The 15,877-nt window shown below is 55.6% G+C and carries 14 protein-coding genes; 7 read left to right on the top strand and 7 right to left on the bottom strand.

Features of this window, described 5'->3' with window-relative positions; genetic code table 11:
- Positions 1-160 precede the first annotated feature (160 nt).
- Positions 161-1,585, top strand: a complete 1,425-nt coding sequence (gene lpdA / locus HX773_RS05115) for a dihydrolipoyl dehydrogenase (protein WP_008108560.1) — start codon at positions 161-163, stop codon at positions 1,583-1,585.
- 143 nt (positions 1,586-1,728) lie between these two features.
- Here the strand turns inward: lpdA and HX773_RS26120 are convergent, their stop codons facing one another.
- The gene (locus HX773_RS26120; protein WP_137385164.1) at positions 1,729-1,875 is read right to left on the bottom strand and encodes a Hok/Gef family protein; all 147 of its coding nucleotides are present in this window, start codon (positions 1,873-1,875) and stop codon (positions 1,729-1,731) included.
- A gap of 249 nt (positions 1,876-2,124) precedes the next feature.
- Positions 2,125-3,054, bottom strand: coding sequence for a LysR family transcriptional regulator (locus HX773_RS05105; RefSeq protein WP_176970685.1), 930 nt, complete (start codon positions 3,052-3,054; stop codon positions 2,125-2,127).
- Between the two features lie 98 nt (positions 3,055-3,152).
- Here HX773_RS05105 and HX773_RS05100 point away from each other — a divergent pair, with 98 nt between their 5' ends.
- The 3 genes from HX773_RS05100 (at position 3,153) to yacL (ending at position 7,517) form a co-directional block, all read left to right on the top strand.
- On the top strand, positions 3,153-4,148 hold the full coding sequence (locus HX773_RS05100; RefSeq protein WP_176970684.1) for an aldo/keto reductase: 996 nt from the start codon (positions 3,153-3,155) through the stop codon (positions 4,146-4,148).
- A 238-nt stretch (positions 4,149-4,386) separates the two neighbouring features.
- Positions 4,387-6,984, top strand: coding sequence for a bifunctional aconitate hydratase 2/2-methylisocitrate dehydratase (acnB, locus tag HX773_RS05095; RefSeq protein ID WP_176970683.1), 2,598 nt, complete (start codon positions 4,387-4,389; stop codon positions 6,982-6,984).
- 170 nt (positions 6,985-7,154) lie between these two features.
- Positions 7,155-7,517: a protein YacL gene (yacL, locus tag HX773_RS05090; RefSeq protein ID WP_176970682.1), complete on the top strand. Its 363-nt coding sequence runs from the start codon at positions 7,155-7,157 to the stop codon at positions 7,515-7,517.
- Between the two features lie 32 nt (positions 7,518-7,549).
- On the opposite strand, the gene HX773_RS05085 is transcribed toward yacL, so the two are convergent.
- From HX773_RS05085 to HX773_RS05070, 4 genes are all read right to left on the bottom strand, one after another.
- Positions 7,550-8,875, bottom strand: a complete 1,326-nt coding sequence (locus HX773_RS05085; RefSeq protein ID WP_176970681.1) for an MFS transporter — start codon at positions 8,873-8,875, stop codon at positions 7,550-7,552.
- A gap of 43 nt (positions 8,876-8,918) precedes the next feature.
- Entirely contained in the window at positions 8,919-9,872 is a 954-nt protein-coding gene (locus HX773_RS05080; RefSeq protein WP_176970680.1) for a phosphoglycerate dehydrogenase, read from the bottom strand.
- A gap of 143 nt (positions 9,873-10,015) precedes the next feature.
- Positions 10,016-10,900: a dihydrodipicolinate synthase family protein gene (locus HX773_RS05075; protein ID WP_176970679.1), complete on the bottom strand. Its 885-nt coding sequence runs from the start codon at positions 10,898-10,900 to the stop codon at positions 10,016-10,018.
- 17 nt (positions 10,901-10,917) lie between these two features.
- Complete coding sequence (locus HX773_RS05070) at positions 10,918-12,066, bottom strand: iron-containing alcohol dehydrogenase (protein WP_176970678.1); 1,149 nt, start codon at positions 12,064-12,066, stop codon at positions 10,918-10,920.
- Between the two features lie 182 nt (positions 12,067-12,248).
- Between HX773_RS05070 and HX773_RS05065 the strand changes: the two genes are divergently transcribed.
- Genes HX773_RS05065 through HX773_RS05055 form a run of 3 tightly spaced genes read left to right on the top strand, consistent with a single transcriptional unit; the run spans position 12,249 to position 15,252 of the window.
- Positions 12,249-13,511 (top strand): four-carbon acid sugar kinase family protein, encoded by a 1,263-nt coding sequence (locus HX773_RS05065; RefSeq protein WP_176970677.1) that lies wholly within the window; start codon positions 12,249-12,251, stop codon positions 13,509-13,511.
- The gene (locus HX773_RS05060; RefSeq protein ID WP_176970676.1) at positions 13,504-14,484 is read left to right on the top strand and encodes a D-threonate 4-phosphate dehydrogenase; all 981 of its coding nucleotides are present in this window, start codon (positions 13,504-13,506) and stop codon (positions 14,482-14,484) included. Before HX773_RS05065 ends, HX773_RS05060 begins: the two co-directional genes overlap by 8 nt.
- A gap of 6 nt (positions 14,485-14,490) precedes the next feature.
- Positions 14,491-15,252, top strand: a complete 762-nt coding sequence (locus tag HX773_RS05055) for a DeoR/GlpR family DNA-binding transcription regulator (RefSeq protein WP_176970675.1) — start codon at positions 14,491-14,493, stop codon at positions 15,250-15,252.
- A gap of 234 nt (positions 15,253-15,486) precedes the next feature.
- On the opposite strand, the gene HX773_RS05050 is transcribed toward HX773_RS05055, so the two are convergent.
- Positions 15,487-15,834, bottom strand: coding sequence for a YacC family pilotin-like protein (locus HX773_RS05050; RefSeq protein ID WP_176970674.1), 348 nt, complete (start codon positions 15,832-15,834; stop codon positions 15,487-15,489).
- Positions 15,835-15,877: the final 43 nt, after the last annotated feature.

Here is a 15,877-nt window from a genome sequence, read left to right as displayed (position 1 = left end):
CGGCGAAAGCCGGCCTTGTTGTAAGCATTCAATGTTGCCGCGGTTGGCAGTTTGTTAACAATTCTGTAAACTCTCGCGGTGAAATGTCCCGGCGGATATAGGGCATTAGAGCTTGGGAAAAGCTTTCTCCTGACTGCCGGTAATCAAACAAGAGGTCATGATGAGTACAGAGATTAAAACTCAAGTCGTGGTACTTGGGGCAGGTCCTGCAGGTTACTCTGCAGCCTTCCGTTGCGCTGATTTAGGTCTGGAAACCGTAATCGTTGAGCGTTACAGCACCCTCGGCGGTGTTTGTCTGAACGTAGGCTGTATCCCGTCAAAAGCGCTGCTGCACGTTGCCAAAGTGATCGACGAAGCAAAAGCCCTGGAAGAGCACGGTATCGTGTTTGGCCAGCCGCAAACTGACATCGACAAAATTCGTTCGTGGAAAGAGAAGGTGATCAACCAGCTCACTGGCGGCCTCGCGGGTATGGCGAAAGGTCGTAAAGTGAAAGTGGTGACTGGCCTCGGCAAATTCACCGGTGCTAACACGCTGGTGGTCGAAGGTGAAGGTGGCGCAACCACCATTAACTTCGATAACGCGATTATCGCGGCCGGTTCTCGTCCAATCGAACTGCCATTCATTCCGCACAACGATCCGCGCGTGTGGGACTCTACCGATGCGCTGGAACTGAAAGAAGTGCCAAAGCGTCTGCTGGTTATGGGCGGCGGCATCATCGGTCTGGAAATGGCCACCGTTTATAAAGCGCTGGGTTCAGAGATCGACGTGGTTGAGATGTTCGACCAGGTGATCCCGGCCGCCGATAAAGACGTGGTGAAAGTCTTCACCAAGCGTATCAGCAAGAAATTCAACCTGATGCTGGAAACCAAAGTTACCGCTGTTGAAGCGAAAGACGACGGTATCTACGTATCGATGGAAGGCAAAAAAGCGCCAGCTGACGCACAGCGTTACGACGCGGTGCTGGTGGCGATTGGTCGCGTACCGAACGGTAAAGGCCTTGATGCGGGTAAAGCAGGCGTGGAAGTGGACGATCGCGGCTTTATCCGCGTCGACAAGCAGATGCGCACCAACGTACCGCACATCTATGCTATCGGCGACATCGTGGGTCAGCCAATGCTGGCGCACAAAGGTGTGCACGAAGGCCACGTAGCGGCGGAAGTGATCTCGGGCCTGAAGCACTACTTCGACCCGAAAGTAATCCCATCCATTGCTTACACCGAGCCAGAAGTTGCCTGGGTTGGTCTGACCGAGAAAGAAGCCAAAGAGAAAGGCATCAGCTACGAAGTGTCCACCTTCCCGTGGGCCGCTTCAGGCCGTGCTATCGCTTCTGATTGTGCAGACGGCATGACCAAACTGATTTTCGACAAAGAGACTCACCGTGTTATCGGTGGTGCGATTGTCGGTACCAACGGCGGCGAGCTGCTGGGTGAAATCGGTCTGGCGATTGAAATGGGCTGTGATGCCGAAGATATCGCTCTGACCATTCACGCGCACCCAACGCTGCATGAGTCTGTCGGCCTGGCTGCCGAAGTGTTCGAAGGTAGCATCACTGACCTGCCGAACCCAAAAGCGAAAAAGAAATAAGTTTCCGCTTTGAATAAAAAACGGCTCCTTTAAGGAGCCGTTTTTTATTAGTGGTTCTATTTAAATAAAAAAATAAAAAAGGCGCAAGAGCTAACACATTCGTAACGCCGGAATAGCGGGAGCGAACTCCCGCTAGTGAAGTTTTACTGTTGCGCTTCGTAAGCCATAACAGCCGATAATTCAGCAGTGAATATCCGTAATCGTAATTCACAGAGTGAACTGCGATTAACCAGACACAATCCTAATAGAATGAGCCCGCTGATAATCAGCTTGCTGAATATAGACTTCATAGTCACGTTCCTCTTGATTTAGCACGAGCAAGCGACTACCCTGACATTTCTCAGGTGTAGGGTAGTTCGCTTGCCCGTGCGGTTAATGAAAGTTAACTGCACGGTTTTACGCTCCACAACCCACCCCAATCTTTTCAGCTTGAAGCAAGTTGCCTCAAGCGCCCGCAGGCAGTCTACGCCAAACTTCTTTTATTTCATCTTAATTTTTAAATTATTTATAATTAATGGTTTTCACTATTATCTAATTATTTAAATAGATCGTGTAATGAGTAGGTTTAATTGGTGGTTAATTTCTTTAAGCCAATCAATAAAATGCCTTAGCGGAGCGGAAAGATATTTCCGGCTCGGATAGTAGAGCCAGAATCCTTCTTCTACCTGAGTGAAGTCCGCCAGTATTTCTACTAAGTCACCGCGAATTAAATCTTCCCGCACCGTACCTTGATGCAGAAAGGCAATGCCCACGCCCGCGCGCGCTGCGTGTAATATCCGCTCATTGTTATCCAGCACCAGCGACCCTTTCACCGCCACTTCCTGTTTGCGGCCATCCTGCCAGAACTCCCAGCGATAACGTCGTCCACTGGGAAAGCGTCTTTCAATGCAGGGATATTGCAACAGTTCAGCAGGCTGTTGCGGTACGCCATGCTGTGCAATAAAAGCCGGGCTTGCCACCGCCAGCGCCCGCATTGGTGCGCCAAATGGCACCGCCACCATATCCTGCGCCAGCACATCGCCGTAGCGTACGCCGGCATCAAATCCGGCCTCTACGATATCCAGCAGTGAATCGTTGCTGTCGATCTCCAGCGTAATTTCGGGATAGCGCAGCAAGAACGGCAAAATGAGCGTATCGAAGAACAGCGCTTCCGCCGAGCGCGGCATGCTAATGCGCAATACGCCGCGTGGATCGTTGCGCCAGTCGTTGAGCTCATCCACGGCTTGCGACAGATCGGCAAGTGCAGGCTGAATGCGCTGTAAAAAGCGTTCACCGGCTTCAGTCAGCGCCACTTTGCGCGTAGTTCGATTGAGCAGCCGCACGCCTAAACGCGCTTCGAAATGGCGCATCGCGTGGCTCAGGCTGGAAGGCGTGACGTTGCGCTCCTCCGCTGCTTTGCGAAAGCTCAGATGCTGCGCGATGGCAGCAAACATCTCCAGTTCCTGCATAGACGCACGGTATTTATTCATTGCTGAGTTTTACTCACTAAAACGGCAAGAATGCCTCAATTGTTGCTGTGATTGATGAGGTTTATAACATTAACACCAACAGCGAAGAGGATTAAACAATGCAACAACGTCAATTAGGCAATCAGGGATTAGTGGTGTCGGCGCTGGGATTAGGCTGCATGGGCATGAGCTTCGCCTATGGGCAAAATGATGAGAAACAGGCGCTGAACACGCTGGCGCGGGCATTTGAGCTGGGCGTCGATTTTCTCGATAGCGCCGAAGTATATGGTCCATTCACCAACGAGAGCTTGTTGGCAAAAGCAATAAAAGGGCGCAGCGATATCAAAGTCACCACCAAGTTTGGTTTTCGCATTACCGATCAGGGCGAAGGCTGGCAGCGGATTACCGGGGTGAATAGCGATCCGGCGCATATTCGTCGTGCGGTCGAAGGATCCTTGCAGCGTCTTGGTGTGGAAACTATCGAACTGCTCTATCAGCATCGTCTCGATCCGGCGGTGCCAATTGAGGACGTGGTGGGCGTGATGGCCGATCTGGTGCGGGAAGGGAAGGTGAAGTATCTCGGGTTGTCTGAGGTGTCATCCGCCACCTTGCGGCGCGCGCATGCGGTGCATCCGATTTCGGCGCTGCAAAGTGAATATTCGCTGTGGTCACGCGATCCGGAGCAAGATGTCCTCGCCACATGTAGTGAACTGAACGTCGGTTTTGTGCCTTATAGCCCGCTGGGACGCGGCTTTCTGACCGGCAAATTCCCGGCTGCCGCCACCCTAGCGGAAGATGATTTCCGTCGTTCACTGCCGCGTTTTCAGCAGGATGCGCAGGCTCATAACCAGAAGTTAGTAAATCAACTTACCGAGATGGCTACAGGTTATGACGCGACGGCCGCCCAGCTGGCTTTAGCGTGGGTGCTGGCCAAAGGCGAGTTTATTGTGCCAATTCCCGGCGCCAGCAAAATCGCCCATCTGGAACAGAACTGCGCCGCCGCCGATTTAGCATTACGCCATGCGGATGTCGCCACGCTGGATGAGTTGTTTAGCGAGAAAAATATTCTAGGTGAACGCTATAACGACAGCGAGTTTGTGCTGGTCGATCGTTAACGCACTGCTCCGCGCATGAGAATAAGCAGGCTTTCACAGCCTGCTTTATTATGTGATCCCGCTCAATTTGCAGATGATGCTGCTAAAAAACGCACGGATGTTGCTTTTTTGTAAACAGATTAACAATCAGGCGAAATGCTGCTATGCTGCCCCACGCGGAACCGGGCACCTCACCCTACTGTTCGACAGCATCAAGGGGTGCACCGGAAAGCTATACAATGAGAGCGAGGAGAACGTCGTGCTAGAAGAATACCGTAAGCACGTTGCCGAGCGTGCTGCCCAGGGAATCGTACCTAAGCCGTTAGATGCTTCCCAAATGGCCGCGCTGGTTGAACTGCTGAAAAACCCGCCAGCGGGTGAAGAAGAATTCCTGACCGACCTGTTGGTCAATCGTGTCCCACCAGGTGTTGATGAAGCGGCGTACGTAAAAGCCGGTTTCCTGGCAGCTGTCACTAAGGGCGAAGCCCACTCTCCTCTGGTTACTCGCGAAAAAGCCGTTGAGCTGCTGGGCACCATGCAGGGCGGTTATAACATCCATGCGCTGATTGAAGCGTTAGAAGATGAAGCCTTAGCACCAATTGCTGCCGAAGCCCTGTCTCACACGCTGCTGATGTTCGATAACTTCTACGATGTCGAAGAGAAAGCCAAAGCGGGTAACCCACACGCGAAAAAAATTATCCAGTCCTGGGCCGATGCCGAATGGTTCCTGAAGCGTCCAAAACTGGCTGAAAAAATCACCACCACCGTGTTCAAAGTGACCGGCGAAACCAACACCGACGACCTCTCTCCGGCGCCGGATGCATGGTCACGTCCGGATATTCCACTGCACGCGCTGGCAATGCTGAAAAACGCCCGTGAAGGCATCGAACCCGACGATGCTGGTAACATTGGCCCGATCAAACAGATCGAAGCACTGCAGACCAAAGGCTTCCCGCTGACCTATGTCGGCGACGTGGTTGGTACCGGTTCTTCACGTAAATCCGCCACCAACTCGGTGCTGTGGTTTATGGGCGACGATATTCCTTACGTGCCGAACAAGAAGGGCGGCGGTCTGTGCCTCGGCGGTAAAATCGCTCCTATCTTCTTCAACACCATGGAAGATGCGGGCGCCTTGCCGATCGAGCTCGACGTTGATCGTCTGAACATGGGCGATGTCATTGACGTTTACCCGTACAAAGGCGAAGTGCGCAATCACGAAACCGATGAATTGCTGGCGACCTTCGAGCTGAAGACCGACGTGCTGCTGGACGAAGTCCGTGCGGGCGGTCGTATTCCGCTGATCATCGGTCGTGGCCTGACCACCAAAGCGCGCGAAGCGCTGGGTCTGCCGCACAGCGATGTGTTCGTGCAAGCCAAAGATGTGGCTGCCAGCTCCCGCGGTTACTCGCTGGCGCAGAAAATGGTTGGCCGCGCGTGCGGCGTAGACGGTGTCCGTCCGGGCGCGTACTGCGAACCAAAAATGACGTCAGTGGGTTCTCAGGACACCACCGGTCCAATGACCCGTGATGAACTGAAAGACCTGGCGTGCCTCGGCTTCTCGGCTGACCTGGTGATGCAGTCATTCTGCCACACCGCGGCCTATCCGAAGCCGGTTGACGTGACCACGCACCATACGCTGCCAGACTTCATCATGAACCGTGGCGGCGTGTCGCTGCGTCCGGGCGATGGCGTTATCCACAGCTGGCTGAACCGTATGCTGCTGCCAGATACCGTCGGCACCGGCGGTGACTCACACACCCGTTTCCCAATCGGTATTTCCTTCCCGGCAGGTTCTGGTCTGGTGGCGTTTGCTGCTGCGACCGGCGTGATGCCGCTGGATATGCCGGAATCGGTGCTGGTGCGCTTCAAAGGCGAAATGCAGCCGGGTATCACCCTGCGCGATCTAGTACACGCTATTCCACTGTACGCGATCAAAGCTGGCCTGCTGACCGTTGAGAAGAAAGGTAAGAAAAACATCTTCTCTGGACGCGTGCTGGAAATCGAAGGTCTGCCGAAACTGAAAGTTGAGCAGGCATTTGAGCTGACCGATGCCTCGGCTGAGCGTTCTGCTGCTGGCTGTACCATCAAGCTGGATAAAGAGCCGATCATCGAGTATCTCAACTCGAACATCGTGCTGCTGAAGTGGATGATCTCGGAAGGCTACGGCGATCGTCGTACGCTGGAGCGCCGCATTGAAGGCATGCAGAAATGGCTGGCCGATCCACAACTGCTGGAAGGCGATGCGGATGCCGAATACGCTGCGGTGATCGACATCGATCTGGCAGAGATCAAAGAGCCAATTCTGTGCGCACCGAACGATCCAGACGACGCACGTTGGTTGTCTGACGTGCAGGGCGAGAAGATTGACGAAGTGTTCATCGGTTCGTGCATGACCAACATCGGTCACTTCCGCGCGGCCGGTAAACTGCTGGATGCCCATAAAGGCCAGCTGCCAACTCGCTTGTGGGTTGCGCCGCCAACCAAAATGGACGCCGCGCAGCTGACCGAAGAGGGCTATTACAGCGTCTTCGGTAAGAGCGGTGCGCGTATCGAGATTCCGGGCTGTTCACTGTGCATGGGTAACCAGGCGCGTGTGGCGGACGGCGCGACGGTGGTTTCCACCTCAACCCGTAACTTCCCGAACCGTCTGGGTACCGGCGCGAACGTCTTCCTGGCGTCAGCTGAATTGGCGGCGGTCGCTTCGCTGCTTGGCAAGCTGCCAACGCCGGACGAGTATCAGCAGTTCATGCTGCAGGTTGATAAGACCGCGGCTGACACTTATCGCTACCTTAACTTTGATCAGCTGGGACAATACACTGACAAAGCCGACACAGTGATCTTCCAGACTGCCGTTTAATCGGTTATCGGGATGAACAAGGGGACGATGAAAATCGTCCCTTTTTTTATGCCCTTTTTTCCACTGACATCTCCAGGCATAATGCGAGCGCGATCCCACTTTATTCAGCGTGCTGCGCACAAAATGCACTAACACTGTGCTGCACGGCGCGTCATCAGTATGAGGCAATCATGGAATATGAATTTCTGCGTGATTTGACCGGTCAGGTCAAAGTGCGTATGTCGATGGACCACGAAGCGGTGGGGCACTGGTTTAACGAAGAGGTCAAAGACAATCTGCCGTTGCTGGATGAGGTTGAGGCCGCCGCCCAACAGGTGAAAGGCACCATCAATCAGTGGCAGCGTGTCGGGCATGAATACACGCTGTGGCTGGATGACGAAGAGGTGATGATTCGTGCCAACCAGCTGGCGCTGGAAGATGACGGCATGGAAGAGGGCATGACCTATTACGACGAAGAGAGCCTCTCTTTCTGTGGCGTCGAAGATTTTCTCGAAGTAATTGCCGCTTATCGGCTGTTTATTGCGGGTAAATAACGTAGGGTCGCCATTCATGGCGACCCACCCGATTACCGCGCCGCGCCGCTTGCAACGGAATGCGCATGCGTAACCTGTTCCTCATCGACGATAGGTTCAACTTTACCCATCAGGAACAGATAGTTAAGAATGCCAATCACCACCAGCACCGCCGAGAACACCAGCGCCCAGGTAAAATGACCGGTTGCGCCAACAATCGCGCCGGTAATAATCGGCCCCACCGCGCCGCCCATGTTAGAGACAGTATTCTGCAGGCCAGCCACAATCGACACGCTGTTTTGCGGCGCCACATCGCCCGGCAATGCCCACACTTGTGATGCCGCCACGGTAGTGCCTGATTTGGCGATACACAGCAGCAGCACGGTCGTAAACACCGAATCGGTAAACGGGGCAAAACCGATGCACAGCGCCATCATCAGGCCGATGGTAAGAAACAGTTTGCGCGTGGCGGTCAGCGACAGCACTTTGTTATGCACCATGCGATCCGATGCCCAACCCGCCAGCACTTCAATCACCATGCCGCAGATCAGCGGCAGCGCAGCCACCATCCCCATTTTGAGGAAATCCATGCCTTTATCTTTCACCAGATAGGTCGGCAGCCAGGTAATAAAGAAGTACGAGGTATAGTTGATAGTGAAGAAGCCAATGCACATCGCCCAGATATTGCGGTAGCGCAGCAGCTTGTACCACTTCATCGGACGCACGCTTTTGTCGCCGTGCTTTTGTGCCTGGCCATCACGGATGAAGCGCACTTCTTCTTTACTGATCGACTTATGATCTTCCGGGTTCTCGGCGTAGATAAAGTACCAGGCAATCACCCAGAACAAGCCCAGCGCACCAATAGCGAGGAAGGTCAGACGCCAGTCGAACAGGGCGATCATAAAGACGATCAGCGGCATGGCCACCGCACCACCAAACTTGGAGGCGCTGTCGAACAGGCCAGAAACCGTGGCGCGTTCGCGATCCGGGAACCAGCGCGCGGTAATGCCCGCGTTGCTGGGATAGGCGGCGGCTTCACCGACGCCGAGTGCTAAACGCAGCGCCAGCAGCGATTTAAAGCCGGTCGCCAGTCCCATCGCCATGGTGGCGATTGACCACCAGCCGACGGCGATGCCAAGCCCTTTTTTCTGGCCGTAGCGATCGGCGAACCAGCCCGCCGGGATCTGCAACAGCGCATACGACCAGAAGAACGCCGCCATGATGAAGCCCATCATTTCAGGATTGATATCGAGCTCTTTGATCAGATGCGGTGCCGCTGCCGAGAGCACGGTGCGGTCAATGTAGTTAATGGCGATGGCCAGCCACATCAGGCCAGCAATCCACCAACGGATACGACTCGAGCGCGCAGAGTTAGTCATAGTAATTATCCACTCGAAAAAGGTTACAGGGTAAGGCGGCGTATTATTCCAGCCCGTTCATCACGTTGATTGGGCGTTCGCCCTGTTGGATGCACTGCACGATTTGCGTCACGCAACGTTCACCGATCGCGCTGATCGCACCGTCGGTATAACCGGCGATATGCGAAGTGGGAATGAAGTTGCTGAGCGTAAACAGCGGATGCTCGGTCAGCGGTTCCTGCACAAAGACGTCAGCTGCTGCACCGGCGATCACGTTATCCAGCAGCGCCTGATAGAGATCCTGTTCGTTCACTACGCCGCCGCGTGAGGCATTAATCAGGAAGGCATTTTTCTTCATGCGTTTGAGGCGCGCGGCATCAAACAGATTCTGCGTTTTGTCGGTAAGCGGCATGTGCAGAGTGATGAAATCGCTGGTTTCGGTGAGCTGATCCAGCGTGACGAATTCGATGCCGTGTTCAGCAGCAAACGGCTCATCAGGATAAAAATCAAACGCGATCACCCGCATGTTAAAGCCTTTGGCGCGCAGCGCGACCTGCTTGCCAATATTGCCCAGCCCGATGATGCCCAGCGTTTTGCCGTAGACGTTGGTGGCAAAAATACGCGGCCAACTGCCCGCACGGGTTTCGATGGCGGCCTGGGTAATCTGACGCGCGCTGTTGAGGATCAAAGCAAAGGCGAAATCGGCGACCGCATGTTTGTTGGCATCCGGCACGTTGGTGACGTAAATCCCGCGTGCACGCGTCGCTTCCAGATTGATGTTGTCGACGCCGACACCGTGCTTACAGACGATTTTCAGCTGTGGCGCTAACGCCAGCAGCTCTTCGTTGATGTCGGTAAAGGCCACGATCAGCGCCACGGTGTCCGCCAGATGCGGCGCCAGTGCGCTCAGCGGCGCATCGGCAGGCAGCGTGATCAGCTCAAAACCTTGCTGTTGCAGTGTGGCTATCGGCGTCGCGTCATATTTCGCAAACGACGGTGAGGTACAGATGACTTTCATAATTCTTCCCGATGTTAAAAATAAAAACCGTTCTCGCGGAGCGCATGCATCGTAGCGGCGCAATTTATTGCGCGATAAATCGCGCCGCTACGGCATGTGCGGCGATTGAAACCGGCTTCACGCCGCTATAGCGATGACTCTAATCACTGCAAATACTGATTCACAATCTGGCGAATCTTCTGCTCTTCTTCGGCAGAGAAACTCACCGCGTAGCGGCTGTCGCCAACCTCAAAACCGAGCAGCGTCACCGCTTTTTTCACTGCGGCGGGAGAGAAGCCCACGCTATACAGATCGGTGCGCAGACCGGTGACATTTTCCTGCGCCAGGCGCGAACCTTCGATGTCACCCGCATGGAAGTGTGCCCAAATCGCGTTGATCTCTTTAGGCGCCACGTTAGCGAGACCAGAAATACAGGCCGAGCAGCCGTCGACAAAGCCCTGATGGATCAGCGAATCCGGGCCGTTCAGCACATTGAAACTGTCGATTCCTGCAGCCGCTTGCAGGAAGCCGCTCAGGCTCTCATAGCTACCGGCGCTGTCTTTGATGCCGATGATGTTCGGGTGCGCGGCCAGCGTACGAACGGTTTCCGGCTGCAGCGTATTGCCGGTGCGCGCTGGAATGTTGTAGAGGAACAGCGGCACGTCGATGGCGTCAGCCACCGCGCGATAGTGGGCAATCAGCTCTTCCTGCTTTAGCGGTACGAAGTAGGGCGTGATGACCGAAACCGCATCCACGCCCAGCTTCGCCACTTGTTTCCCGAGACGAATGGTTTCACGCGTGGAGATCTCGCCAATGTGCGCCACCACCGGCGCGCGGCCGTTAACTTCATCAACGCAGGTCTGCGTCACCGCCAGCTTCTCCTGTTCGTTCAGCACGAAGAATTCGCCGTTGGTGCCGCCGCAGAAGATGCCGTTGCCGGCGCTTAACTGACGTTGCACCTGTTCGCGTTGGGCGGCTGGATTGAATGCGCCGTCGCGATCTAAAGTGGTGACGATGGCGGTTAACACGCCCTTAATTTTCTTGCTCATGTTGTCCTCGATAATCCTTAGTGATTTAAAGCCGGAAACAGCGCCAGGTAGACGTTTCGTACGTCATCGGCGCCCACTTTCATCGGTACATTCTTCATCAGGCGCTGCACGTCGAGCGCGGCCTCCACCAGATACGGCAGATGATCCGGGCCGATACCCAGTTCTTCCAGGCTGGCGGGCAGCTTCAGGCGTTTCACCAGCGCGGCAAAATACGCCACCAGCGCGTGGGATTTGGCTTCATCATCCAGCGTGGTATCGGCATCCGGCAGCAGATCGTAAGCCTGAGCGAATTTGCTCACCGCCACCGGTCGCACAACGCGCATACAGGGCGCGAGCAGAATGGCGTTGGCGACGCCGTGCGGCAGGTGATATTTGCCACCCAGCGGATAAGACATGGCGTGCACCAGATGCGTACCGGCATGCGCAATGGAAGCGCCGCCATAATAAGAAGCCCACAGCATATTCAGGCGCGCTTCGAGATTGTCTGGTTCGGCGATAGTGGTTTCGAGGCTGGCAAACAGCTTTTTCATGCCGATCAGCGCATAGTTATCGCTCACCGGATTGGACACGGTCGCGGTAAAGCACTCGATCAAATGGCACAGCGCATCGATTCCAGTTGAAGAGGCGATGTGCGGTGGCATGCTGGTGGTGAGTTCTGGCACCAGCGCGACATAATCTGGCAGCATCACCGGCGTGATAATGCCGACTTTGGTCTCTTTCTCAGGGATCGCCAGAATCGCGTTGGGCGTGGCTTCGGAGCCGGTGCCTGCGGTGGTAGGGATCAGCAGCGAAGTGGTGCGCGTCTGCGGTTTTTCACCGGCCAGCAGCGCATCCAGCGTAGGTGCGCCCTCGACACACAGAATCGACAGCAGCTTGGCGACGTCCAGTACGCTGCCACCGCCGACGCCAATCACCAGATCCACATCGCTGCTCGGCAGCGCGGCGACAATGGCCGCCACGTCGTGCTGGCTGGGCTCTGGCGGCACCGTATTGACGATGCTCAGGCTGGCAATCTGCTGCTTCAACTGGGCAATCAGCGTCTGCACCGCCGGAATGCCTTCAATATTCTTATCGGTCACCAGCAGCGCTTTTTCTTTACCTTGCAGTAAATAGCTGAGGTCATTAAGCGCCTGAAAGCCACTGATCACGGTGCTGTTGATATTCATCTCATACCCTTACGTTTTTTACGCTGAATGATTAAGTTTGCTCAAGCAGCGCGAGGTCTATCACTACAGTGCCTAATTTTATAGGGCAAATTGATTTCGATTAATTTGATCTTGCTCACATATAATCAATCATGATTGAATATAATCATTACAGCACGGCAGCAGCCGGAACAGGAGAGAGCATGACTTTACCGCCATGGAAAACGCCAGTCCTGGTGATTGCCGATGATTTCACCGGCGCCAATGACGCGGGCAGCGGGCTGGCACAAGCCGGAGCGCGAGTGCATGTGCTGTTTGATAGCAGCACCCCGCATGACGCTGATGCCGCCGATGTGCTGGTAATCAGCACCGATAGCCGTGCGCTCAGCGCGCAGGAAGCGGCCCGGCGCACGCGGGCTGCGATTGAGCAACATCAGGCCATCGCTAACGATGGTTGGTTGTTTAAGAAGATTGATTCCACGCTGCGCGGCAATCCCGGCGCAGAAATCGCCGCCGCGATGCAGGCCAGCGGTAAAACACTAGCCTTAGTGGTGCCGGCGGTGCCGAAGCTGGGACGCACCACGCGTGCGGGTGAAGTGTGGATCCATCAGCAGCGTCTGATCGACAGCGAATTCGCCAGCGATCCTAAAACGCCGGTCACCAGCGGCCATGTGCTGACGCGATTGCAGATGCAGAGCACCTTGCCGGGTGAAACCCTCGATCTCGCCACGCTGCGCGGTGGGCAACTGGCGCAGGTACTCGCCAGTAAGCAAGGTTTGCTGGTGGTGGATATCGAGCAGGACGCCGATATTGCCTTATTAATGGCGGCGGTAGCCACGCTGGAGACGCGTCCACTGCTGGCCGGCGCATCCGGTCTCAGCGATGCGCTCGGCGCGTTGCTGGCCCGCCGTCCGGTGCTGGCGGTGGTTGGCTCGATGAGTGCCATTGCGCAGCAGCAGATTACGCGCCTCGCCAGCCAGCGCGACATCTGCGTTATCGAGATTGATATCCGCCAGCTGTTTGCCCAACCGGCCTGGCCGCAGGCTGAACAGTGGCAGCAGGCAATGCAGCAGGCGTTGCACGACGGTGCACATTGCGTGGTACGCACTACGCAACACGCCGATCAGCGCCATGAGATTGAGCAGTTGTGCCAACAGCATCAGGTTTCACGTCAATTATTGGGCGAGCGCATCTGCCAGTTTCTCGCGCAGTTAACCCGCCGCGTGTGCCGCGAGGTGCAGCCCGCTGGGCTGTATCTCTCTGGCGGTGATGTGGCGATTGCCGTGGCGCAGGCGTTTGGCGCGAGCGGTTTCCAGATTCAGGGCCTTGTGGCGGGCTGCGTGCCGCACGGGGTTTTGCTTAACAGTGAATTACACCTGCCGGTGATGACCAAAGCAGGTGGCTTTGGTGACGAAAACACCCTGGTAGAAGCCATTCGTTTTATTGAGGAGAAGTCAAGTGAGTAAAATTATTGCGATTACCATGGGCGATCCGGCGGGCATCGGCCCGGAGATCATCATTAAAGCGCTGGCAGAAGGTGAGTTAGCGGGCGTGCCTGCCGTGGTGGTCGGCTGCGCCAACACCCTGCGTCGGGTGATGGGACTCAATGTCACGCCGCAGGCTGAACTGCGCGTGCTCGATCAGGTCAAGGATGCGCATTTCGCGCCCGGCATTATCAACGTGATTGATGAGCCGCTGGCGGATGCCGCCGCGCTGCAGCCCGGCGTGGTGCAGAAAGCAGCGGGAGATTTGGCCTGGCGCTGCGTCAAACGCGCCACCGAACTGGCGCTGGCTGGCGACGTGCAGGCGATCGCCACCGCGCCGTTAAATAAAGAGGCGCTGCACTCGGCGGGACATCTTTATCCCGGCCACACCGAACTGCTGGCGCAACTGACCAACACCAAAAATTATGCCATGGTGCTCTACACCGATAAGCTAAAAGTGATTCACGTCACCACGCATATCGCGCTGCGCAAGTTCCTCGATACCTTAAACGGCGAGCGCATTAAGACGGTGATCGGCATGGCCGACAGCTTCCTGCGCCGCGTCGGTTTCGACAAGCCGCGCATCGCCGTGGCGGGCGTTAATCCGCATGCCGGTGAAAACGGTCTGTTTGGTGATGAAGAGATCACCATCGTCGCGCCTGCCATTAAGGCCATGAAAGCGCAGGGCATTGATGTCAGCGGCCCGTGTCCGCCCGATACCGTGTTCCTGCAGTGTCAGGAAGGACAGTACGATATGGTGGTGGCGATGTACCACGATCAGGGGCATATCCCACTGAAATTATTAGGCTTTTATGATGGTGTTAACATCACTGCGGGCCTGCCGTTTATCCGCACCTCGGCGGACCACGGCACCGCGTTTGATATCGCCTGGACAGGTAAAGCGAACTCTGCGAGCATGGCGATCTCCATTAAACTCGCGATGCAGCTTGCATAGGGAAATATGAAGGGACAAAGCCGTCTCGACCAGATTATGGATTATCTGAAGAGCCATAATTTGGTCACTGTTGAACAACTGGTGAGCGCTATTTCCGCCTCGCCAGCGACGATCCGCCGCGATCTGATCAAGCTGGACAAGGAAGGCGTTATTAGCCGCAGCCACGGCGGCGTCACGCTGAATCGCTTTATCCCCAATCAGCCCACCACGCTGGAGAAGATGCAGCGTAACCTCGCCGAGAAGCAGGCCATCGCGCAGTTTGCCGCCAGCTACGTGCAGTCGGGTGATGCGGTGGTGCTGGATGCCGGCACCACCATGCTGGAGCTGGCGCGCCAGCTGACGCACCTCAAGCTGCGCGTGATTACCGCCGATCTGCATATCGCGCTGTTTCTGTCCGAGTTTAAGCAAATAGAAACCACCATTATTGGTGGACGCATCGATGATTCCAGCCAGTCGTGCATTGGCGAACATGGACGTCGTTTGCTGCGCAGCATCAATCCCGATATTGCTTTTGTCAGCTGCAACTCGTGGAGCATCGAACGCGGGATTACTACGCCAACCGAAGATAAAGCCGGATTGAAGATGGACTTGCTGGCCAACGCGCGCCGCCGGGTTCTGCTGGCGGACAGCAGTAAATACGGTTCGTGGTCGCTGTATTGCGCCGCGCCGATTGATAGCCTGACCGATGTGGTGACGGATGCGCGTCTGGATGAAGCGGTGTGCCGCGACCTGCGCGAGCGTGGTATTGGGTTGGAGTTAACGGTTTAGATTGTGCTGGCTGTCCCCCATCCCGGCCTTCCCCCGCCAGCGGGGGAAGGAGACGCTGCCACATGCAACTCCCAACTACCATATTGCAGCATCTTCCTCCCCCACTTGTGGGGGAGGACCGAGGAGGGGGACTGCGGGCACCAACCGAGGAGGGGGACTGCGGGCACCAACCGAGGAGGGGACAGCAAGCACCAACCGAGGAGGGGGCAGCAAGCACCAACCAGCGGGCAATTATTACTTAACGTAAGCCAGTAAACTCAACGAATCGCGCGCCAGCGACTTACACTTCTTGTCGTTGGTGATGGCGATGCCGCTCAGATCCTTGTAGCTCTCTTCGCCCAGCGACTTCATGTTGTAATTGCTGTAGTTGCTTAAATCCCAACGATTCTGTTGGGCGAAAAACACCAGCGCTTTACGAATCTGTGCGTCCGGCAAATCCTGATAGCCACAATCGTTCTTGAGATAAACGAACACCGCGGTGAGGTCGGCCAGATCTTCTGCTTCGGATTCGCTCAGGGCAAAACTGGTGGAGGAGAAGCCAAGGAGTCCCGCCAGCAGCAGGATCTTGATGCTTTTCATCATAATCATTCTCAACAAGGGACAATTTATTGACGTTAGCACAGTT

Source organism: Pantoea sp. B9002, from assembly GCF_013385945.1.
In the GTDB taxonomy this organism is placed as follows: Bacteria; Pseudomonadota; Gammaproteobacteria; order Enterobacterales; family Enterobacteriaceae; genus Pantoea.
This window is presented reverse-complemented; position numbering and strand designations above follow the sequence as displayed.

What these genes read in the sequence shown, in the direction of transcription:
- lpdA (WP_008108560.1), top strand. Translation starts at nt 161, where the DNA reads ATGAGTACAGAGATTAAAACTCAAGTCGTGGTACTTGGGGCAGGTCCT.
- HX773_RS26120 (WP_137385164.1), bottom strand. Translation starts at nt 1,875, where the DNA reads ATGAAGTCTATATTCAGCAAGCTGATTATCAGCGGGCTCATTCTATTA.
- HX773_RS05105 (WP_176970685.1), bottom strand. Translation starts at nt 3,054, where the DNA reads ATGAATAAATACCGTGCGTCTATGCAGGAACTGGAGATGTTTGCTGCC.
- HX773_RS05100 (WP_176970684.1), top strand. Translation starts at nt 3,153, where the DNA reads ATGCAACAACGTCAATTAGGCAATCAGGGATTAGTGGTGTCGGCGCTG.
- yacL (WP_176970682.1), top strand. Translation starts at nt 7,155, where the DNA reads ATGGAATATGAATTTCTGCGTGATTTGACCGGTCAGGTCAAAGTGCGT.
- HX773_RS05085 (WP_176970681.1), bottom strand. Translation starts at nt 8,875, where the DNA reads ATGACTAACTCTGCGCGCTCGAGTCGTATCCGTTGGTGGATTGCTGGC.
- HX773_RS05080 (WP_176970680.1), bottom strand. Translation starts at nt 9,872, where the DNA reads ATGAAAGTCATCTGTACCTCACCGTCGTTTGCGAAATATGACGCGACG.
- HX773_RS05075 (WP_176970679.1), bottom strand. Translation starts at nt 10,900, where the DNA reads ATGAGCAAGAAAATTAAGGGCGTGTTAACCGCCATCGTCACCACTTTA.
- HX773_RS05070 (WP_176970678.1), bottom strand. Translation starts at nt 12,066, where the DNA reads ATGAATATCAACAGCACCGTGATCAGTGGCTTTCAGGCGCTTAATGAC.
- HX773_RS05065 (WP_176970677.1), top strand. Translation starts at nt 12,249, where the DNA reads ATGACTTTACCGCCATGGAAAACGCCAGTCCTGGTGATTGCCGATGAT.
- HX773_RS05055 (WP_176970675.1), top strand. Translation starts at nt 14,491, where the DNA reads ATGAAGGGACAAAGCCGTCTCGACCAGATTATGGATTATCTGAAGAGC.
- HX773_RS05050 (WP_176970674.1), bottom strand. Translation starts at nt 15,834, where the DNA reads ATGATGAAAAGCATCAAGATCCTGCTGCTGGCGGGACTCCTTGGCTTC.